Origin of the sequence: Marisediminicola senii (assembly GCF_011057645.1) — a bacterium.
GTDB classification, from domain to species: Bacteria; Actinomycetota; Actinomycetes; order Actinomycetales; family Microbacteriaceae; genus Marisediminicola; species Marisediminicola senii.
Window position 1 is genome coordinate 17,441 of sequence record NZ_JAALGE010000007.1, and the last position, 21,405, is coordinate 38,845.

At 69.0% G+C, this 21,405-nt stretch carries 18 protein-coding genes; 15 read left to right on the top strand and 3 right to left on the bottom strand.

Annotated elements, in window-relative coordinates; genetic code table 11:
* Window positions 1-32: 32 nt before the first annotated feature.
* The gene (pknB, locus tag G5S38_RS04665; protein ID WP_456237990.1) at window positions 33-1,973 is read right to left on the bottom strand and encodes a Stk1 family PASTA domain-containing Ser/Thr kinase; all 1,941 of its coding nucleotides are present in this window, start codon (window positions 1,971-1,973) and stop codon (window positions 33-35) included.
* 87 nt (window positions 1,974-2,060) lie between these two features.
* Window positions 2,061-3,293, bottom strand: coding sequence for a muramidase family protein (locus tag G5S38_RS04670; RefSeq protein ID WP_165065045.1), 1,233 nt, complete (start codon window positions 3,291-3,293; stop codon window positions 2,061-2,063).
* 313 nt (window positions 3,294-3,606) lie between these two features.
* Here G5S38_RS04670 and G5S38_RS04675 point away from each other — a divergent pair, with 313 nt between their 5' ends.
* Window positions 3,607-3,948 carry an Rv2175c family DNA-binding protein gene (locus G5S38_RS04675; RefSeq protein WP_165065048.1) on the top strand — a complete coding sequence of 114 codons (342 nt, stop codon included), beginning with the start codon at window positions 3,607-3,609 and terminating at the stop codon, window positions 3,946-3,948.
* A gap of 11 nt (window positions 3,949-3,959) precedes the next feature.
* On the opposite strand, the gene G5S38_RS04680 is transcribed toward G5S38_RS04675, so the two are convergent.
* Complete coding sequence (locus tag G5S38_RS04680) at window positions 3,960-5,093, bottom strand: polyprenyl synthetase family protein (protein WP_165065051.1); 1,134 nt, start codon at window positions 5,091-5,093, stop codon at window positions 3,960-3,962.
* A 44-nt stretch (window positions 5,094-5,137) separates the two neighbouring features.
* On the opposite strand from G5S38_RS04680, the gene G5S38_RS04685 reads away from it, so the two are divergent.
* The 14 genes from G5S38_RS04685 (at window position 5,138) to ftsZ (ending at window position 21,404) form a co-directional block, all read left to right on the top strand.
* A complete protein-coding gene (locus G5S38_RS04685) occupies window positions 5,138-5,596 on the top strand; it encodes a DUF3040 domain-containing protein (protein WP_235928897.1) in 459 nt (152 codons plus the stop codon).
* A gap of 295 nt (window positions 5,597-5,891) precedes the next feature.
* Window positions 5,892-6,323, top strand: coding sequence for a division/cell wall cluster transcriptional repressor MraZ (mraZ, locus tag G5S38_RS04690; RefSeq protein ID WP_165065054.1), 432 nt, complete (start codon window positions 5,892-5,894; stop codon window positions 6,321-6,323).
* A 97-nt stretch (window positions 6,324-6,420) separates the two neighbouring features.
* Entirely contained in the window at window positions 6,421-7,374 is a 954-nt protein-coding gene (gene rsmH / locus G5S38_RS04695; RefSeq protein WP_201276580.1) for a 16S rRNA (cytosine(1402)-N(4))-methyltransferase RsmH, read from the top strand.
* Window positions 7,371-8,093: a hypothetical protein gene (locus tag G5S38_RS04700; protein ID WP_165065061.1), complete on the top strand. Its 723-nt coding sequence runs from the start codon at window positions 7,371-7,373 to the stop codon at window positions 8,091-8,093. The genes rsmH and G5S38_RS04700 overlap by 4 nt, the downstream gene beginning before the upstream one ends.
* 70 nt (window positions 8,094-8,163) lie before the next feature.
* A complete protein-coding gene (locus tag G5S38_RS04705) occupies window positions 8,164-9,918 on the top strand; it encodes a peptidoglycan D,D-transpeptidase FtsI family protein (protein ID WP_165065064.1) in 1,755 nt (584 codons plus the stop codon).
* 26 nt (window positions 9,919-9,944) lie between these two features.
* Window positions 9,945-11,474 (top strand): Mur ligase family protein, encoded by a 1,530-nt coding sequence (locus G5S38_RS04710; RefSeq protein ID WP_165065218.1) that lies wholly within the window; start codon window positions 9,945-9,947, stop codon window positions 11,472-11,474.
* Window positions 11,475-12,488 (top strand): glutamate ligase domain-containing protein, encoded by a 1,014-nt coding sequence (locus tag G5S38_RS04715; RefSeq protein WP_165065067.1) that lies wholly within the window; start codon window positions 11,475-11,477, stop codon window positions 12,486-12,488.
* Window positions 12,485-13,591: a phospho-N-acetylmuramoyl-pentapeptide-transferase gene (gene mraY / locus G5S38_RS04720; RefSeq protein WP_165065070.1), complete on the top strand. Its 1,107-nt coding sequence runs from the start codon at window positions 12,485-12,487 to the stop codon at window positions 13,589-13,591. Before G5S38_RS04715 ends, mraY begins: the two co-directional genes overlap by 4 nt.
* Window positions 13,576-15,108 (top strand): UDP-N-acetylmuramoyl-L-alanine--D-glutamate ligase, encoded by a 1,533-nt coding sequence (gene murD, locus G5S38_RS04725; protein ID WP_165065073.1) that lies wholly within the window; start codon window positions 13,576-13,578, stop codon window positions 15,106-15,108. Before mraY ends, murD begins: the two co-directional genes overlap by 16 nt.
* Window positions 15,065-16,384 carry a putative lipid II flippase FtsW gene (gene ftsW, locus G5S38_RS04730; RefSeq protein WP_165065076.1) on the top strand — a complete coding sequence of 440 codons (1,320 nt, stop codon included), beginning with the start codon at window positions 15,065-15,067 and terminating at the stop codon, window positions 16,382-16,384. Before murD ends, ftsW begins: the two co-directional genes overlap by 44 nt.
* Complete coding sequence (locus tag G5S38_RS04735) at window positions 16,381-17,460, top strand: UDP-N-acetylglucosamine--N-acetylmuramyl-(pentapeptide) pyrophosphoryl-undecaprenol N-acetylglucosamine transferase (RefSeq protein ID WP_165065079.1); 1,080 nt, start codon at window positions 16,381-16,383, stop codon at window positions 17,458-17,460. The genes ftsW and G5S38_RS04735 overlap by 4 nt, the downstream gene beginning before the upstream one ends.
* Before the next feature lie 36 nt (window positions 17,461-17,496).
* Window positions 17,497-18,951 (top strand): UDP-N-acetylmuramate--L-alanine ligase, encoded by a 1,455-nt coding sequence (gene murC / locus G5S38_RS04740; protein WP_407943826.1) that lies wholly within the window; start codon window positions 17,497-17,499, stop codon window positions 18,949-18,951.
* A 13-nt stretch (window positions 18,952-18,964) separates the two neighbouring features.
* The gene (locus tag G5S38_RS04745; protein WP_201276577.1) at window positions 18,965-20,023 is read left to right on the top strand and encodes an FtsQ-type POTRA domain-containing protein; all 1,059 of its coding nucleotides are present in this window, start codon (window positions 18,965-18,967) and stop codon (window positions 20,021-20,023) included.
* Between the two features lie 187 nt (window positions 20,024-20,210).
* Window positions 20,211-21,404 carry a cell division protein FtsZ gene (gene ftsZ / locus G5S38_RS04750; RefSeq protein WP_165065085.1) on the top strand — a complete coding sequence of 398 codons (1,194 nt, stop codon included), beginning with the start codon at window positions 20,211-20,213 and terminating at the stop codon, window positions 21,402-21,404.
* Window position 21,405: the final 1 nt, after the last annotated feature.

The window sequence follows — 21,405 nt, forward strand, 5'->3', positions numbered from 1 at the left end:
CCCGGGCAGCCGCCGGTGAACCCGGGTGCGTGCTACCCGAGCAGCTGCAGGTACAGCGCGACGTTCGAGCCGCGGGAGACCAGTTCATCTGCCTCGGGATTGGTGCCGGTGACGAGCGCACCGCCGAAGGGCGTGAACAGTGGGTTGTAGCTCACCGTCAGCCCGAGGGCCTCGAGTTCGGCCACGGCGTCGTCCCTGGTCATGCCGGAGACATCGGGCACCGTGACCGGGGCCGGACCGTCGGAGATCTGCAGGTCGATCGTGTCGCCGGGGCGCACCGCACCGTCGGTGCGCGGAACGCCGGCGACGACCACATTGCGGTCGACGCTCTCGTTATAGTCGCGGGCACCTTCCTCGGCGATCAGCCCGACGCTCTCGAGGGTCGCGGTCGCGTCGTCGATCGACATGCCGGCGACGTCGGGAACCGCGCCCAGTGACACGACGAGGGTCACCGGCTGCTGTTCGCCGTAGGTGGGCACGGTGGCGAGGTCGGTGCCGTCGGAACCCAGCGCCCTGATGACCAGGCCCTCATCGATGTCGCCGTTGAACTCGGTGGTCGAGTCGGTCGTGGTGAACTGCGCGTCCCGCAGCGCCGCGACAGCGTCGCCCTCGGGCAGGCTCGCCACTGCGGGCACCGGCAGTTGAGCCGGCCCAATGGAGACGAGCAGGGTGACGGATGCCTCCCGCTCGAGTTGCGCGCCGCTCTCCGGGTCGACGCCGACGACCTGCCCAGCGGGTATCGACGGATCGGTGACGTCCCTCGTCGCATCGGCGACCGTGAGCTCCGCGGCGGTGAGGATCTGCCGTGCCGACTCCACGCTCTCACCGGACACGGCCGGGACCGTGACCAGTGCCCCTGGCCCGTTGCTGAAGTACCAGCCGGTGCCGCCGGCGAGGGCGGCGAGGATCAGCACGAGGGCGAACAGCCAGAAGCCCCGCGCCTTGCGCTTCGCCGACTTGGCAGCGAGGGCCGTCGTACTGTCGGCGACGACCGGGCCCGTGCGGTGACGCACCGGCGGCCGGATCACCTGCGTGGCATCTGCGGTGGACCCGGCGTAGGCCGTGGTCTGGGCGGTGGGGGAGGGCAGCACCATGGTGCGCTGCGGAAAGACCGCGGTCTGCGCCTGCGATGCGTGCTCGTCTGCGCCCTGCGCCTTGAGGTCGGCCTGCGTCTCGAGCAGCTGCTCGAGCATGGTCGTGGCGTCACGGGGACGCTGGTCGGGGTCGCGTGCGGTGGCCCACAGCACGAGTTCGTCCAGTTCGGTCGGCACCGCCGAATTCTTCGCGCTGGGTACGCCGACGGTGTCGTTGGCATGCTGGTGGGCGATCTGGAACGGCTGCTCGCCCTTGAACGGCTGCTCTCCCGCGAGCATCTCGTAGAGCATGATGCCCACCGCGTAGATGTCGCTGCGCGTGTCGGCGACGCCGCGGGTCACGAGTTCCGGCGAGAGGTACGCGATGGTGCCGAGTAGCGCGTTGCCGGTCGCGGTCTGCGCGGTCGCTGCGCGTGCCAGGCCGAAGTCGCTGATCTTGATGCGGCCGTCGTCGGCCAGCAGAACGTTCTCCGGCTTGAGGTCGCGGTGCACGATGCCGTTCTTGTGCGCGGCGGCGAGGCCGGAGAGCACGGCCTCCATGATGTCGATGGCCTGGTCGGTGGTGAGGAAGCGGTGCTCCTCGAGAAGGTCGCGCAGGGTGATGCCCGGCAGGTACTCCATCACCAGGTAGGCCGTGTCGGCATCCTGGCCCTGGTCGTATACGTTCACGACATTCGGGTGCGCCAGCCGGGCGGCGGAGCGGGCCTCCTGGATGAACCTCGCCTTGTACTGGCTGTCGTCGGCGAGGTGCCCGTGCATCACTTTGATCGCCACGCGTCGCTCGAGGCGCAGGTCTGTCGCCAGGTAGACCGTGGCCATACCTCCGCGCGCAATGCGCGACCTGACCCGGTATCGGCCGTCGATGAGACGGCCGATCATTGGGTCAGTGGTGTTCGTGGTCACCGGACGATTCTAGGGAGGCCCCGGGTGAACGGGCGTCCAAAACACCGCGAAGCGGTCGCTGGGTCAGGACAACTGCGCGAGCCAGGCGCGAGCCGAGGTCTCCCACTTGCCGTACGCATCGGGGTGTCCGGAGAGCTGCACGGCCTGCGCAGCCTGGTTCACGGTGCGTGTCTGCCAGTTCGGGATATCGAGCAGGCCGCGGGTGAACCCCTTGTTCGGGTTCGACGATCCACCGAAGAAGAGGCGGGATGCGTATGCCGGGTCGGTCAGCTGGGGCGCCGTTCCCCATCCGGTGCTCGGGCGCTGCTGGAACAGCCCGAGCGAGTCGCGATCGCCGAAGTTGATGTTGCGCAGGCTGGATTCCTGCATGGCCGCGGAGAGCGCGATGACGATTCCGTAGTCGCTGACCCCGAGCGAGCGGCCGACCGAGATGATGGTGGAGGCATTGCGGGCCATCTCGGCGGTCAGCGGGGTGATGCTCCCTCCCACCGCGGTGGATGCCGCGGGGGCGACCGGCGCGGGTGCCGCGCTCGGGATGACGAGGGTGCGGCCGCCGTAGATGATGCTCGACCAGCTCAGGCCGTTCGCCGACAGGATCGCCTGGATGGTGACGCCGTACTTGCTGGCGATGCTGGCGATGGTCTCGCCGGAGGCGATGGTGTGCGAACCGCCCGCGGCGGGCGTGGAAGGCGCGGGGCGTGCGGCAATCGGCGCCTGCGACGCGACGGCGGGCGCGGTCGACGACGGGATGGCGAGGGTTCCGCCCGGGTAGATGATGCTGCTGCTGGAGAGGCCGTTCGCGCTGAGCACGGCAGCCGTCGGTACGCCGAACTTCGCGGCGATGCGGGCGACAGTGTCGCCGGCGACGATCGTGTAGCGGGAGGCGGAGGGTGCCGGGGTCGGCGCCGGCGCCGCGGCGGTGGGCGCTGCCGCACCGGACGACAGCGTCAGCTTCTGGCCGGGGTGGATGACCGACTTCCAGCCGAGGCCGTTCATGGCGAGCACGGATGCGGTGGGGATGCCGAAGCGGCCGGCGATCCCGCTGATGGTGTCGCCGGCGACGACGGTGTACGAGGCCGGTGCTGCGGCGACGGATGCGGCCTGGCCGGACGAGGTGGCTTCTGCCGTGGATGCCGCGTGGGCCGCCGCGAGTGCCTCACGGATCGACTTGCCCTGTTCGGTGGGGGCCGGCTTGTGGCGGTCGGCGTCGCGATCTTCGGCGCTGGCCGGTGCGATGGGTCCGGTGAGGCTCATTGCCATCGATCCGGCGAGGACGATCGGAATGGTGGAGAGCATGCCCCGTCCGAGGCGACTGCTCCTGTTGTTCAACTGTTCGCGAGGGTTCTTGCGCGGAAGATGTGCCATGTACGTGTCCCCGTTTGCATAGTGGCGGGGCCGCATGCGCCCCTGACGTGTTCCGACCGGCCCTGAGTCACCGGATCGGATCCCCCTGATACTGTCTCCGCGCATGCGACGCAGATTTCCCCACGCTGACATAGATGTCAACGCGTGTCAATCAGAGTGGCGCATGTGAATCGAGTTAACCTACGCGAAACAATTCCCCGCTGACCGGCATGAATGCCGAGCCGGTGTCTGGCAGTCTTGGCCTGTGACTACAGCTTCAGACGACTCCTGGCTCAGCGTTCCCGACCTCGCCGAGCTCCTCGACACCACCCCGAGCAAGGTACGGCGCCTCGTCGAGGATCGCGCCCTGCTCGCCCAACGCATCGACGGCGTGCTCAAGGTGCCCGCCCGCTTCATTCGCGATGGCGAGCCCCTGCACGAACTGCGTGGCACCCTGGTGCTGCTCGCCGACAGTGGCTTCAGCGACGACGAGGCGATGAACTGGCTGCTGAGCGACGACGACATGCTCGACATGGCGCCGATCGACGCGCTGCTTGCCGGCCGTAAGGCCGAGGTGCGCCGGATAGCGCAGGCCCTCGGCTTCTGAGCCGCCGCCCGCTATGCCGAGCGGCGCGTGACCGCGTCGGCGAGGTGCCGCAACTGTGCCCTGGCGGATTCACTGATCGGAGCATCGTCGAGGGCCGACACCGCACGGGTGACGTTATGGTCGATGATCTTCTCCACACTGTCGACGGCGCCACTGCCGATGATCGATGCCTGCAGCATCCCCACCTGTTCTTCGGTGAGCTCGACGTCACCCAGCAGCTCGTCGAGCAGCGTGCGGGCGTTGGGCTCCATCTCCTGCCTGGCGAGGGCGATCAGCACGGTGCGCTTGCCCTCGCGCAGGTCGTCTCCGGCCGGCTTACCGGTGACCGCGGGGTCCCCGAACACTCCGAGCAGGTCATCTCGCAGCTGGTAGGCGATGCCGAGGGGCAGCCCGAATTCGCGCAGGGCATCCAGTTGCGCCGGCGTCGCGCCGGCGAGGGCTGCGCCGATGGCCAGGGGAGCCTCGATGCTGTACTTGGCCGACTTGTAGACGATCACCCGGTGGGCACGGTCGAGCAGCGCAGACTCCGGATGGTTCTGCCATGAGCTCTCGTCGAGGATGTCGAGGTACTGCCCGGCGGTGACCTCGGTTCGCATGCGGTTGAACTCGAGGCGGGGCCCCAGCGCCTGTGCGGGGGAGGGCAGCATGCGGATGGCCTCGTCGAACAGCTCGTCGCTCCAGCTCAGCAGCAGGTCGCCGAGCAACAGGGCAGCACTGTTGCCGAATGTCGCGTCACTGCCGGTCCATCCGCCGTCGGCGTGCAGGGCCTGGAACCGCTTGTGCGCGGCCGGGAGCCCGCGCCGGGTGTCGGAGTTGTCCATGATGTCGTCGTGCACGAGCGCGGCCGCGTGAAAGATCTCGAGCGCACTCGCGGCCTTGACGACGGCGCGGATATCGGGATCCGTCCGTCCGTCGTCGTCGGTCATATCGCCGGGGGAGGAGGTCGGGGCGAGGCCGCTCGACGCCTGCCATCCCCAGTAGCAGAACAGTGCCCTGAACCGCTTTCCCCCGCGCAGGAGGTCCCGCGAGTAATCGACAAACGGAGCAAGGTCCGGGGCGATCGACGTCAACAGGGGCTCGCGCGCGTCGAGGAACCCGTCTACGTCGGCCTGGACTAGGTCAACTAACCGCGTACTCTCAGCCACATGCCTAGCCTAGCCATCCGGGGGACCATAGACTTGTGGGGATCTTGCGTGGCACTCGAGCCGTCGCACTCGAGGCAGTAGAAGGAGTCATCATGCCGCTGTCTGAGCACGAGCAGCGACTGCTCGAAGAGATGGAGCGGGGCCTCTATCACAACGATGCAGATTTCGTGGCCACGGTGGGCAACCGCCGGGGCAAGCCCAACTACACCCTTATCGTCGTCGGGATCCTCGTCGCGATAGCCGGGGTAGGGGTCATCGTCACCGGGGTGATCGTCAGGCAGCCCCTCGTGGGGGTCCTGGGATTCATCCTGATGTTCGTCGGCGCACTGCTGGCCATCGCACCGCCCCGCAAGGGCGGAATCCCGGAGGAGCCCAGCGCGGCAGAGCGGGCCGGGTCGACGTCGACCAGGGCGACCGCCTCCGGATCGCCCCGCACCGGGTTCATGGACCGCATGAACGAGCGGTGGGACAAGCGCCAGGACGGGCGCGACGGCAGGGACTAGCCCCTCCCAGCCAGCACCACTGAAGAGTCGGCCCTCGGGCCGGCTCTTTTTTTGTGCAGCGAGCCGGCCCTCGGGCCGGCTCTTTTTTAGTGCCCGGACGACCCACGGGCGGCACACGGCACCCTTCGCGACACGGCGGGCGCGGAATTGCCCTCCACCCAGAAAAAGCCTGCATTCGTCGCGCATATCGGGTCGTCGACACCCCAGAAGAGGGGGCCGCATATCTATTGTGGGGCGAAGTGGAGTAAAGTGGAGGACACCTGGACAGGGCCGGCGATCGAGGGGGTGAGTACCTATGTTTCTTGGTACCCACACCCCGAAGCTCGACGACAAGGGCCGCATCATCCTCCCGGCCAAGTTCCGTGGAGAACTCGAATCCGGCGTGGTCATCACCCGGGGCCAGGAACGGTGCCTCTATGTCTTCAGCACCCGTGAGTTCGACGAGATGCACGAGAAGATCCGCCAGGCGCCGGTGACCAGCAAGACGTCGCGTGACTTCCTCCGGCTCTTCCTCTCCGGAGCGAACGCCGAGGTGCCCGACGCGCAGCACCGCGTCACCATCCCCGCCCAGCTCCGCGCCTACGCGGGACTCGGCCGCGACCTCACGGTGATCGGCGCGGGCAACCGCGCAGAGATCTGGGACACCGCCGCGTGGGAGACCTACTACACCGAGCAGGAAGCCGCCTTCGCCGACACCACGGAGGAGGTGATCCCCGGGCTCTTCTAGCACCTCGATGCCGACCCCCAGCCGATGTTCGCCCTGCCACACTTCCCCGGTGGCAGGTAGGAGCGGATGGGGATCAGCATCCAGGAGCAGGCCGAACATCATGACCGATGACATCCACACTCCCGTCAAGCTCGCCCGCAGTGTCGAACTGCTCGCGCCCGCTCTCGAACACGACGGCGCAATCCTCGTCGACGGAACGCTCGGAATGGCCGGACACGCCGAGGCATTCCTCGATCGCTTTCCCGACCTGACCCTGGTCGGCCTCGACCGCGACCCCGATGCGCTCGAGATCGCCGGCCAGCGTCTCGCGCGCTTCGGGGATCGCGTACACCTCGTTCACACCGTCTATGACCGCTTCGCGGAGGCCCTCGACGACCTCGGCATCGACGAGGTGCACGGCATCCTGTTCGACCTCGGCGTCTCCTCCCTCCAGCTCGACCGGGTCGACCGGGGCTTCTCCTACTCCAAGGACGCACCCCTCGACATGCGCATGGATGCCACGTCTCCGGTCACCGCGCAGCAGGTGCTGGCCGACTACAGCGCAGCCGACCTGCGCCGCATCTTTCGCGACTATGGCGAGGAGCGGCTCGCCGGACGATACGCCGACCGCATCGTCGAACGCCGCGACCGCGCCCCGCTCGAACGGTCCGCCGACCTCGTCGAACTGATCACCGCCGCCACGCCGGTCGCCATCCAGCGCAACGGCCACCCGGCCAAACGGGTCTTCCAGGCCCTCCGCATCGAGGTCAATCAAGAACTCGCCGCATTAGAAACCGCCATGCCCGCGTCGCTCGACCGATTGGCCGTCGACGGCCGTATCGTCGTTCTCGCGTACCAGTCACTCGAAGATCGCATCGTGAAGCGCGTCCTTGCCACGAAGTCCTCATCCAGCGCGCCTGAAGGACTCCCGGTAGAGCTGCCGGAACACCAGCCGGAGTTCCAGTTGCTCGTCCGCGGGGCGGAACTGGCCAGTGACGACGAGAAGTCCGAGAATCCCCGAGCAACACCCGTGCGGCTGCGTGCTGCGAAGAGAATCAGGAGGGCCGCATGAGCGCTCTGCCCGCACGGCACCCCGCCGCACCCACCTTCCTCGGTCGCCCGTCGCGTCCGGAGCCGGTCGTCGAGGTCACCCCGACCCGCGCCCAGCGCAGCGCAAGGCCCCGCCTCCTCGCCGCCATCGGGTCGGTCGTCGGGCTGTTCGGCATCCTCGCGGCGCAGCTGCTCCTGACCATCGCCACCTCAGAGGGTGCATACGAGATCTCGGCACTCCAGGCGCAGCAGAGCGAACTGGGCCGCGACCAGCAGGTGCTCGTCGAGCAGCTGCAGGTCCTCGACGCCCCCCAGCACCTCGCAGCCGAGGCGCAGGCACTCGGCATGGTCGCCGGATCGAGTGCAGCGTACCTACGGCTCTCCGACGGAGTCGTACTGGGAACGCCGACCGCGGCATCCGAGAGTTCCGCCCTGGTCACCGCTCCCGATGGCAGCCCGCTCATCCCCAACTCGCTGCTCGCCAACGTGCCGTCCGCGGCCGGTGCAGCAGCCGGTGCCGGGGCGGCTGCAGGCGCCGGGGTGGAAGCCCCGGCCGACGCCACCTCGCCGATTCCGGTCACCGGAACCGACGCGCCCGCTGCCGGCACCGTCGACGGACAGGACACCGGCCCCGTCGCACCGGTTGACGGCACCGGCACTGGCGCGCCTACGGCCGATGGTGCCGTCGGGTCGGTAGCGTCGAGTTCACCAACCGGAATTCCGACTCCCAAGACTCACTAGCGGGACCGCGCGCCAGCGACATCGCATCCAGAAGCCATCGCCTCACGGCAATCGACACCCGGGGAGCCACATGGTGACCGTACCTCGCACGACACGCCGTCGTCTCTCGCTCGCGATGCTCATCACCATTGCGGTGTTCTCGGTATTCATCGTGCGACTGGTCGACATCCAGATCGTCCGCGCAGACGAACTCAACGCGAGCTCCCTCGACCAGCGCGCGATCTCCGACACCACCTACGCCGCACGGGGCGACATCGTCGACAGCTCGGGCGATGTGCTCGCCGGCAGCGTCATCCGATACGACATCACCACCTCGCCCCGCATCGTGCCGTCGTCGTTCGAGCGCGGCGACGGTGACGACGCCGTGGAGGTCACCCTCGCCGAGGCTTCCGCCGAGGTCGCCGAGATCACCGGACAGACCCAGGCCGACGTGCTCCGCTCGTTCACCGCGAACCCCGAATCCGACTTCGAATACGTCGTGCAGAAGGTCACCACCGAGCAGATGCGGGCCGTCACCGCCCTAGAGATCCCGGGGGTCTACCCGGTCGAGCGCCCCGCCCGCATCTACCCGGACGGATCCGTCGCGGGCAACCTGATCGGCTTCGTCGGAACCGAGGGCCCGCAGAACGGCCTCGAGTTCACCGAGGACTCCTGCCTCGCCAGCACCAACGGGTCGTCGACCTACGAACGCGGGGCCGACGGCATCCGCCTGCCCGGCAGCACCGTCACGACGCAGCCCGCCATCGAGGGCGGAACGGTCACCACGACCATCGACGCCGACCTGCAGTGGAGCGTCCAGCAGATGATCGCCGAGCAGGCGGTGGCCATCGGTGCCGAATCCGCCACGGCGAGCGTCACCGAGGTCAAGACCGGCAAGGTGCTCGCCCTCGCCGACTACCCCTCGGTCGACCCGAACAACGTCGACGGAACCCCCGCGACCAACCTCGGCTCCCTCGCCTTCTCCACGCCGTACGAGCCCGGCTCGACGTTCAAGCCGATGACCGCCGCGATGCTGCTCGACTCCGGTGTCTCCAGCCCCGCGTCACGGGTCACGGTGCCCTACCGCTGGACGTCACCGGAAGGCAGCACAGTGCGGGACGCGGTCGGACACGACGAACTGCGGCTGACCCTGGCCGGCGTCATCCAGGAATCGTCCAACGTCGGCATCTCGCAGCTGGCCGTCGGCCTGTCCAACCAGGCCAGGTACGACTACATGCGCGCGTTCGGCGTCGGATCGCGCACCGAGGTCGATTTCCAGGGCGAGTCGGCTGGCCTGCTCGCCGAGACCTGGGACGACCAGCAGAAGTACGACGTCTCCTACGGCCAGGGTGTCGCGGTGACCGCCGCGCAGATGGCCAGCATCTACCAGACGCTCGGGAACGGCGGGGAACGCCTGCCCCTGACGCTCGTCACCGGGTGCACCCTGCCCGACGGCACCGTCGTCGACGCCGCACCTACCGGGGGCACCCAGGTGGTGTCCGAAGCGGCAGCCGACGGCGTCGTCGAGATGATGGAAGGGGTCGTCACCGGGGGAGACCTCGCGGCCGACCTGGCCATCCCCGGCTATCGGGTAGCCGCGAAGAGCGGTACCGCCGAGATCGCCGAGAACGGCCGCTACACGAGCGAGCGCATCGTCTCGATCGCGGGGCTCGCCCCCGCCGAAGACCCGCAGTACGCCGTCGTCGTGACCTTCACGAAGCCAAGTACCATAAAGACGTCGGCAGCCGCGGCCCCGACATTCAACAAGATCATGACGCAGGTGCTCAAAACGTATCGCGTCACCCCGTCGCCGACACCTTCACCCAAGCTGCCGACGACCTGGTGAGAAACGAGGACCACGTGAACGCCCTGATGCCCCCGGTACTGAGGCCGGAACATCCCGCAGCACGAGCGCTCAACGGGCTCGTCGCGGAGTTCGGACTCGACTACACCGGCTCCCTCGACGGGGTCGAGGTCACCGGAGTGACACTGCGTACCACCGAGGTGCAGCCGGGTGACCTCTACGTCGGCGTTCCCGGCGCGAACAACCACGGTGCGGCGTTCGCCGCCGAGGCGCGCGACGCGGGGGCCGTGGCGATCCTCACCGACCGGGCGGGTGCCGCCCTCGCCGCAGACGTCGGCCTGCCCATCGTGCTCGTCGAGTCGCCGCGCTCGGCCCTGGGTGACGTGTCTGCCTGGGTGTACCGCACGGGGGAGCATCCACCGCTCCTGCTGGGTATCACCGGCACCAACGGCAAGACCTCCACCGCATACCTGCTGGAGGGCATCCTGCGGCAGCTGGGCCTGGTCACCGGCCTCAGCTCTACCGCGGAGCGCCACATCGGCGATCTCGTCGTCGTCAGCCGGCTCACCACGCCGGAGGCCAGCGAGATGCACGCCCTCCTCGCCCGCATGCGCGAGAGCGAGGTGCGCGCCGTCGTGCTCGAGGTGAGCGCGCAGGCCCTCAGCCGCAACCGGGTCGACGGCATCATGTTCGACGTCGTCGCCTTCACCAACCTCAGCCACGACCACCTCGACGACTACGCCGACATGGAGGAGTACCTGGCCGCCAAGGCCGCGTTCTTCGACCCCGACCGCGGTCGCCGCGGCGTCGTGTCGCTGGACTCACCGTACGGGCAGCGCGTCGTCGAGCAGTCACGCATCCCGGTGACCACGGTGTCGGCGACGCCGGGCACCGATGCGGAATGGGTCGTCGAGATCCTCGACGAGCAGGCCGCGTATACCGAGTTCTCGCTGTCGGGCCCGCAGGGGCGCACCCTCATCACCCGCATACCCGTCATCGGCTGGCACATGGCCGCCAACGCCGGCCTGGCGATCGTCATGCTCGTCGAAGCCGGCTTCGAACTCGAGGCCATCGGCCACTCGCTGGGCGAGAACGGCATCGACGCCTACCTCCCCGGACGCACCGAGCGTGTCTCCGGGGACCGCGGTCCGACGGTGTACGTCGACTTCGGCCACAGCCCCGATGCCTTCCTCAACACCCTCGCCGCCGTGCGCACCGTCACCACCGGGCGGGTCATCATGGTGTTCGGCGCCGACGGCGACCGCGACGCCACCAAGCGGCACGAGATGGGCCGCATCGCGTCGGAGGGATCCGACATCCTCGTGATCACCGACCACCACCCGCGGTTCGAAGACCCGGCCTCGATCCGCGCGACGCTCGTGGAGGGTGCCGGCCTCGCCGAGCACCAGGCCGAGCTGCACGAGATCAGCCCTCCCGAGAAGGCGATCCGCGTCGCGGTCGCCCTCGCCCAGGAAGGCGACAGCATCCTCTGGGCAGGCCCAGGCCACCAGGACTACCGCGACATCCGCGGGGTACGCACGCCGTATTCGGCACGCAACGAAGCGCGCGACGCGCTTCGCGAGGCGGGCTGGTCGTAAGTGTCGTCGTTCACTCTCGCTGACGTGCAGGGCGTCGTCGGCGGAGACAATCTCGTGCGCGCATCGGCTGTCGACGCGACCGCCATGCTGCTCAGGGCGATCCTCCGCGACGTCGACGTGCCTGCCGCGACCCTCTCGATGTACTCGGGATCCGTCGAGGCGCGGTTCCGCATCGGCGCCGCGACCACGGGCATGCTCGTGATGGGTGCGCCGTCGACCACCCCGGTCGACGTGGCCATCGTGCTCGATGAGGTGGCGTCCGCACCGGTCGCCGCGGTCACCGTGGTCAACGCCGACGATGACGCCGCCGCATCCACCGTCGCCGCCGCTGGCTCGAACGCCGTCTCGTACGGCCTCGACGACTCCGCGCAGCTGCAGGCCGTCGACCTCGACGACACGATCACGGGGTCGTCGTTCACCCTGGTCGACTCGGGTGAGCGCCTGCCGGTGCGACTGCGCATCCTCGGCGAACGCCACGTGATGGCCACCCTCGCCGCGCTGGCCGCCGCCCGCGCGCTCGGAGTTCCCCTCGCCAGTGCGATCGCCGCCGTCGAAACGGTGCCCGCGCTCGCGCCGTGGCACATGGAGCTGCTCTCCGCGCCCGGCGACGTGACCGTCATCAACGACGCGCACGACGCGAGCACCGACACCGTCGGCTCCGCGCTCAAGACGCTCGCCCAGATCGGCCGCGGCGGCCACCGCACCATCGCGGTGCTCGGCGAGATCGACGGGCTCGGCGAATTCATCGACGAGAACTACTACGCGCTCGGCAAGCTCGTGGTGCGCCTCAACATCGCGTCGCTCGTCGTCGTCGGCCAGAAGGCCCGCCACCTGCACAACGCCGCAGGCCTCGAGGGATCGTGGGACGGCGAATCGACGCTCGTCGACACCGCCGCCGCCGCCGAGGCGGTGCTGCGCGACCAGCTGCGCGCCGGCGACGTGGTGCTCGTCAAGGCCTCCGCATCGGCGGGACTCCGCGACTTCGGCGACCGCCTGGCAGGGGTCACCCGATGATCGCGCTGCTCGTCTCTGCCATCGTCTCGATGGTCTTCACCCTGCTGCTCACCCCGCTGTTCGCCCGTGCCTTCCGGCGGCTGAACCTCGGCCAGTTCGTGCGGGCAGACACCCCGACCACCCACGTCGTCAAGCGCGGCACCCCGTCGATGGGCGGCGTGGTGTTCATCACCGCGTCGATCGTGGGGTACTTCGTCGGCCAGCTCGCCGGCCAGCAACGGCCATCGGGCGCTGGACTCCTCGTCATCCTCATGATGGTCGGCCTCGCCACCATCGGATTCATCGACGACTTCCTCAAGGTGCGGCTCAAAAACAGCACCGGGCTCAGCGGCCCGTGGAAGATCGTCGGGTCGGTCATCGTCGGCACGATCTTCGCCCTGCTCGCGGTGAACTACGAAGACCCTCAGGGAATCACGCCCGCCTCGACCGCGGTGTCGTTCGTGCGCGACCTGCCGTTCGACTTCGTGGTGATGTTCGGTGCGACCGTCGGCCTCATCGTGTTCGTGCTCTGGGTGGTGCTCATCACCACCAGCGTCTCGAACGCCGTCAACCTCACCGACGGGCTCGATGGCCTCGCCGCGGGGTCCGCCGTGCTGGCCATCGGCTCCTACGTCGTGATCGGGTTCTGGCAGTTCAACCAGTCCTGCGTCGAGCTCGCGAACCTCGCGATCGCCTCGCCCAATCTCTACAAGTGCTACGAGGTCTCCTACCCCCTCGACCTCGCGACCATCGCGGCCGCGATCGTCGGGTCGCTCATCGGGTTCCTGTGGTGGAACACCTCCCCGGCCTCGATCATGATGGGCGACACCGGTTCGTTCGGCATCGGCGGTGCCCTCGCGGCCCTCGCCATCCTGTCGCGCACCGAGCTGCTGCTCATCTTCATCGGCGGGCTGTTCCTCGTGATCACCTCGCAGGTCATCGTGCAGCGCATCTACTTCAAGGCCACCAAGGGACGCCGCATCTGGCGGGCGAGCCCGCTGCACCACCACTTCGAGATGAAGGGGTGGGCGGAGGTCACCATCGTGGTCAGGTTCTGGATCATCGCCGGCCTCTTCGTCTCGACCGGCGTGGGCCTGTTCTACATCGAATGGCTGTACCGGTGAGGACGGCCGCCGACGTGCGGGAGCTCGCCAGTTGGCACGCCGACTGGTCGGGCCTCCGGGTCGCCGTGCTCGGCCTCGGGGTGACCGGGTTCTCCGTCGCCGACACCCTCGTCGAACTCGGCGCAGAGGTGCTCGTCATCGCGGGGAGGGCAGATCCCGACCGTGCCGAGCTGCTCGACGTCATCGGGGCACGCCTGGTCGTGACCGCACCCGACACCGACAGCACCCGCGAGCTCGAGCACTTCGACCCCGAGCTCGTCGTCGTGTCGCCGGGCTTCGCGCCGACGCATCCACTCGTCTCATGGTGCACCGGCCGGGGCGTTGCCGTGTGGGGAGACGTCGAGCTGGCCTGGCGCGTGCGCGACAAGGTCACCCCGGTGGCCGACTGGTTCACCGTGACGGGTACCAACGGCAAGACCACCACCGTGCAGCTGGCGGCCGCGATGATGCGCGCGGGTGGCAAGCGCGTGATCGCGTGCGGCAACGTCGGCATTCCGGTGCTCGACGCGATCCGCGACCCTGAGGGCTTCGACGCGCTCGTCGTCGAGCTGTCGAGCTTTCAGCTGCACTATGCGGAGTCGATCTCGGCACACACCAGCGTGTGCCTGAACATCGCCGATGACCACCTCGACTGGCACGGGTCGGCCGATGCCTACCGCCAAGCCAAGGCCAGCATCTACCAGCGCACCAGGGTCGCCTGCCTGTACAACCGCGATGACCCGGCGACCATGACGATGGTCGAGGAGGCCGACGTGGTCGACGGATGCCGGGCGATCGGCTTCGGCCTCGGCATCCCAGGGCCCAGTGACTTCGGGCTCGTCGAAGACGTGCTCTGCGACCGCGCGTTCCTCGACCAGCGCCACACCAGCGCCATCGAGATCACCACCACCGACGTGCTCGACGCACGCGGCCTCGGTAGTCCGCACATGATCGCGAACGTGCTCGCCGCATCGGCGATCGCCCGCTCCGCCGGCGTCTCGCCGCAGCACGTTCGCGATGCCCTGCATCGCTTTACGCTCGACTCGCATCGCACCGAGACGGTGGCCGACCGGCACGGCACCCGGTGGGTCGACGACTCGAAGGCCACCAATCCGCATGCGGCCGAGGCATCCATCACGGCATTCGACCGCGTGGTCTGGGTCGTCGGGGGACTCCTCAAGGGAGCCGACCTCGGGGCGCTGGTGGTCAGGGTCGCCCCCCGGTTGCGCGCGGCCGTCATCATCGGAAGCGACCGGCAGCAAGTCCTGGCGGCATTCGCGCGACACGCGCCAGAACTCCCGCTGTTCGAGGTCGACACGACCGACACTGAACTGGTGATGCCGACAGCCGTGAGGCTGTCGTCGGGCGTAGCCGGGCCAGGGGATGTGGTGCTGTTAGCGCCGGCGGCGGCGTCCATGGATCAATTCCGCGATTACGCAGACCGCGGTCGGCGGTTTCGCAATGCAGTGCACGAAATGTTGGGAGACGCGCCGGATGACGACCACTCCACACCGCCCCACTCGCCGCACCACGACTGACGGACCGCAGGTGGCGCCGACATCGACCGTCGCACCGTCGGGCACGGGTTCGGGTTCGGGTTCGGGTTCGGCGGCCATCATCGCCGTCAAGAAGCTCTTCGTCGCCGAGACCGGCAACTTCTACCTCCTGCTCGGCACGACCCTGTTCCTCGTGGTGTTCGGCCTGGTCATGGTGCTCTCGTCATCGTCGGTCACCTCCTACATGGAGTCGGACGACTTCTTCTCGGGGTTCGCCAGGCAGGGCCTGTTCGCGCTCCTCGGGGTGCCCATCATGCTCATCGCCTCGCGCATGCCCACCAGGTTCTGGCGCCGATGGGCAGGCACCGCAGTCGGCATCGGCGTCACGCTGCAGCTGCTCGTCGTGTTCACCGGCCTCGGCGTGAGCCGGGGAGGTAACCGAAACTGGCTCGACCTCGGCGGGCTCTCGGTGCAGCCGTCGGAGATCACCAAGGTCGCGCTCACCATCTGGCTGGCGCACATCCTCACCCTCAAGGCCGACCGCATCAACGACCTCCGGCAGCTCGCCATGCCGATCGTGCCCGTCGCGGGCGTCGCCATCGGCCTTGTGCTCTACGGTGGCGACCTCGGAACGGCCATCATCTTGCTGATGCTCGTGGGTGGGGCGCTGTTCTTCGCCGGGGTCCGCCTGAGGTTCCTGCTCATTCCGGTGGTACTCGCCGCCGTCAGCGTTCCCCTGCTCGCGCTCTCGAGCAACTCCCGCGGCGACCGCATCGACGTCTGGCTCGACGGCTGCAGCTCGGCGAGCGACTACGCGCAATTCTGCTGGCAGACCGTGCACGGCTGGTGGGCCCTCGCCTCCGGCGGCCTGTTCGGTGCCGGCCTCGGCAACTCCAAGGCCAAGTGGTCGTGGCTGCCAGAAGCAGACAACGACTTCATCTTCGCGATCATCGGCGAGGAGCTCGGCCTGCTCGGCGCGATCACCGTGCTCGTGCTCTTCATCGTGCTGGCCGTCACGTTCTCGCGCATCATCCGCTCCAACCCCGACCCGTTCGCGCGCATCACCACCAGCGCGGTCATGGTGTGGATCATCGGCCAGGCATTCATCAACATCGCCGTCGTGCTGGGCGTCCTGCCCGTGCTCGGTGTGCCCCTCCCGCTGATCTCCTCCGGCGGCTCCGCCCTCGTCACCACCCTGTTCGGTATCGGCATCGTGCTGTCATTCGCACGCGAGCGCCCCGCCGTCGCTGGCGCACCCGGGATCGACGGCAGCCGCGGCACGGCGAACTGGGCCGGAACGCGCGGGTCGCGGGCATGACCCGCTACCTGTTGGCCGGCGGGGGAACCGCCGGCCACGTGAACCCCCTGCTCGCGGTCGCCGACCGCCTCACCGAACGCGACCCCGACGCCGCCGTATTCGTGCTCGGCACGGCAGAGGGCCTCGAGTCGCGTCTCGTACCCGAGCGCGGCTACCCCCTGCTCGTCGTACGCAAGCTGCCATTCCCGCGCCGGCCGTCGCTGTCGGCGCTGCGCTTCCCCGGCCGGTTCGCCGCGACCGTCGCGCGCATCCGCGCCCTCATCGTCGAGCACCGCATCGACGTTCTCGTCGGGTTCGGCGGATACGTCTCCGCCCCCGCCTATCTCGCCGCCCGGCGCGAGAAGATCCCCATCGTGCTGCACGAGGCCAACGCCCGCCCCGGGATCGCCAACCGGTTCGGAAGCCTCATCGCCGACTCGGTCGGAGTCGCCTTCCGTGGCACCAGGCTGCGGCGGGCAAGGTTCGTCGGCATGCCGCTGCGGTCCGAGATCGAACAACTCGACCGACGGGGCGAGGCACCGGCCGCGCGCACCGAGTTCGGACTCGACGCCCGCAAGCCGACCCTCGTCGTCACCGGCGGATCCCTCGGGGCCGAGCACATCAACGCGGTGATGGCCGAGGCCGTCCACCTCATCCTCGGCGCCGGATGGCAGGTGCTGCACATCACGGGGGAGCGCACCTCGGTCTCCTTCCCGACCCTGCCCGGCTACCACGTGCTGCCGTACTGCAACCGGATGGACCTCGCCCTCGCGGTGGCCGACCTGGTGCTCGCCCGCGCGGGTTCGTCGACCGTCAGCGAGCTCTCGGCCCTCGCCATCCCTGCGGTCTACGTTCCGCTCGGCATCGGCAACGGCGAGCAGAAGCTCAACGCGCGCGACGCCGTCGCGGCGAGGGCCGCCCACATCGTCGACAACGCCGACTTCACCCCCGACTGGATCGCCGACAAGCTCCTGCCCATCCTCGGCGACCGCGCGAGACTCGCCGGCATGGCCGCGAGCGCATCGTCGACCGGGGTACGCAACGGCACCGACCGCATGGTCGCGCTCATCGACGACACCCTGGCGACCGCACCGTGACGAAGACACCGCGACGGGGGCGATAGCGTAGCGATGGTGATCAAGTCCGACTTCTCCCAGACCATGCCCGACCAGCCGGGGAGGGTGCACTTCGTCGGAATCGGCGGTGCAGGCATGAGCGGCATCGCCCGGCTCTTCGCCGCGGCCGGTTTCGCCGTCAGCGGCTCCGACATCCGCGCGACCGAGACGGTCGAGGCCCTGCGTGCCTCCGGTGTACCCATCGCGATCGGCCACGACGCTGGCAACATCGCCGACGCAGACACCCTCGTCGTGACGGGCGCGATCGCCGAGAACAACCCCGAGTACCTCGAGGCGAAGCGCCGCGGCCTCCCCGTGGTTCACCGCGCCAGGGCCCTCGCCTGGCTCACCCGTAACGACCGTGTCGTCGCCGTCGCCGGGGCACACGGCAAGACCACGTCGTCGGCCATGGTCATCGAGGCGCTACTGGCCCTCGGTGCCGACCCGAGCTTCGTCAACGGCGGCGTCATCCGGTCGCTCGGCGTCAGCGCCGAGTCGGGTGCAGACGACCTGTTCGTGGTCGAGGCAGACGAGTCGGATGGCTCCTTCCAGCTGTACACCACGACCGTGGCGCTCATCACGAACGTCGACCCCGACCACCTCGACCATTACGGATCGGCCGAGGCCTTCGACGACGCCTTCGTCTCCTTTGCCCGCGCCGCCTCCGGATTCGTCGTCATCTCGAGCGACGACCCCGGCGCCGTGCGCATCACCCCGCGCCTCGACGGCCAGGCCGTCGTCGCCTTCGGCGAGGCCGCGAACGCCGACGTGCGCGTGCACTCCATCACGACGGCGGCCGGCGTGTCCTTCACCATCGCCTACCGCGGCCAGGACTACCCGGTCACCCTGCGCGTGCCAGGGCTGCACAACGCTCTCAACGCGGCGGGCGCCTTCGCCGTACTCACCGGGCTCGGCTACGAGCCCCGAGCCGCGCTCGACGCGGTCGCGACCTTCGGCGGCACCGAGCGACGCTTCGAGTTCCGCGGCGAGGCACGCGGCGTCAGCGTCTACGACGACTTCGCGCACCACCCGACCGAGGTGCGCGCGGCATTGACCGCCGCCAGGGGCGCAGCCGCCGACGGCCGCCTCATCGTGCTCTTCCAGCCCCACCTGTACAGCCGCACCCGCATGCTCGCCGACGACTTCGCTGCCGTGTTCCGCGACCTCGCCGAGTACACCGTCGTGGTGCCCATCTACGGCGCGCGGCAGGATCCGGAGCCGGGAGTCACCGGGGAGCTCATCTCGTCGCGCTTCCACGACGCCACCCGCGGCACATACATCGAGGGCTGGGACGACGCGGTCGCCCACGTCGCCTCCATCGCCCGAACCGGCGATATCGTCATCCCGATGGGCGGCGGCGACATCTACCTCGTGATTCCCCGGTTGCTCGAGGCGCTGGCGAACGGTTCCGGCGCAGCCGACCGAACCGCCGAGGGCGCACCCGCCGCCGACACCACCGACAGCGCCCAGTGACGGACGCCCCGCGATGAAGCGCCCCGACGGGTTCGATCGGCCAGCGGAGAACGACGAGCCCCGCGGTGGCCGCCGTGGCCTGCCCTCCTTCGGCGACCTGCCCGGGCTGCCCTTCGGCCGAAAGCGCCGTGGATCCACCGCCGCAGAACCGGCTAGCGAGTCCGATCGAACGACCGGTTCGATGGATGCCGCCCGCCCCGGTTCCCCCGACGGCGCGGGTTCCCCCGAGCGCCCGAGCACGCTGGCTCGCCCCAGCACGCTGCCCCGCGGCCCGGTCACCCCGGAGCCGACCCCGGAACGCGACGAGCGCGCAGCCCGCCGCGACGTCAGGCGCGCCGCCCGCCAGCACCGCCGCTTCGAGCGCGGCGAGGTGCGCCGGTTCACCCGTCGTTCCCGCCGACGCCGCATCGGGTGGTCCGTCGCCCTCGGCATGGTCGCGACCATGGCGATCCTCGTCGGCGTCGCCGTCTATTCGCCCCTGCTGGCGCTGCGCACCATCGAGATCGAGGGAACGTCCCGCATCGACGAAGTCGCGCTTTACGACGCCGTCGACGACCAGCTCGACACCCCGCTTGCCCTGATCGACTTCGACCAGCTCGAACGCGAGCTCGGTGCCTTCCCGTTGATCCGCAGCTACGTCACCGAGACCGTGCCGCCGAACACCCTGATCATCAACGTCGTCGAGCGGCAGCCCATCGGCAGCCTTCCCTCGGGGTCGGGATTCGCCATGGTCGATCCCGCGGGGATCGTCATCGAGCGGTCAGAGGAACGTATGCCAGGCGTGCCGCTCATCGAGATCGCGGGCCAGGATGCCGGCAGTCCGGCATTCGAGGCCGCGGTCGAGGTGCTGCTCGCGCTCCCCGATTCGATCCTGACGCAACTAGACACCGTTACCGCGGCGACCCGGGACGACGTGCGGCTCACCATGTCGACCGGGGGAGCGCAGATCGTCTGGGGTAGCGCAGACGACTCCGACTACAAGGCCCGCGTGCTGGCCGTCGCCCTGGCCCAGAACTACCCGAACGTCACGGAATACAACGTCTCGGCGCCCGGCCAGTTCACCTGGCAGTGACCCCGGCCGCTCGCCCGGTGGCGTGTCGCGCAGCTCGGCGAAGAAATTTCCGGCGTTTTCTCGCGACACGCGGCGCGCCTGGTCAAACACCCTCCCGCGGGCGTCGTAACCTCAAGGCAAGTAAATACATACCAAGTATAACTTTAAGCCTCTAGTTGAGGTTTAGGGTGACTAGCGGAGGCCGCACGTGAGCTCAAACCAGAACTACCTAGCCGTGATCAAGGTCGTCGGCATCGGCGGCGGCGGCGTCAATGCCGTCAACCGGATGATCGAACTCGGGCTTCGCGGCGTCGAGTTCATCGCCATCAACACAGACGCCCAGGCGCTGCTGATGAGCGACGCCGACGTCAAGCTCGACGTCGGTCGCGAACTGACCAGGGGACTCGGTGCCGGGGCCGACCCCGAAGTGGGTCGCCGCGCAGCCGAAGACCACGCAGAAGAGATCGAAGAGGCGCTCGCGGGCGCCGACATGGTCTTCGTCACCGCGGGCGAGGGTGGCGGAACCGGAACCGGTGGCGCACCCGTCGTCGCGCGCATCGCGAAGTCCATCGGCGCACTGACCATCGGTGTCGTCACGCGCCCCTTCGGTTTCGAGGGCAAGCGCCGCGCCGCGCAGGCCGAGATCGGCGTCACCGCGCTCAAGGGCGAGGTCGACACCCTCATCGTCGTTCCCAACGACCGCCTGCTCGAGATCAGCGACCGGGGCATCAGCTTCCTCGAGGCATTCGCCACCGCAGACCAGGTGCTCCTCGCCGGCGTGCAGGGCATCACCGACCTGATCACCACCCCAGGTCTCATCAACCTCGACTTCGCCGACGTCAAGTCGGTCATGCAGGGTGCGGGTTCCGCGCTGATGGGTATCGGATCCGCGCGCGGAGCCGACCGTGCCATCAAGGCGGCCGAGCTGGCCGTCGCGTCCCCGCTGCTCGAGGCGAGCATCGACGGCGCCCACGGCGTGCTGCTGTCCATCCAGGGCGGATCGAACCTCGGAATCTTCGAGATCAACGACGCCGCGCGACTGGTGCAGGAGGCCGTGCACCCGGAGGCGAACATCATCTTCGGTGCCGTCATCGACGACACCCTCGGCGACGAGGTGCGAGTCACCGTCATCGCCGCGGGCTTCGACGGTGGCGAGCCGACGGCAGCCAAGGCAGCCAAGGTGGAGCAGCGTCCCGCCGCCCGCACCGAGAGCCTGGTCTCTGCCGGTGCCGGTGCCGGTGCCGCGAGCTCCGAGCGTCCCGCCGCAGCGTCGGCCCCCGCGCCGCGTACCTCGTCGTCCTCCGGCGTGTGGGGGTCAGAGCCCAAGCTCCCCGCCGCTCCCGACCCGGTCTTCGACCGCGACGGCGACGACGACCTGGACGTACCCGATTTCCTCAAGTAAC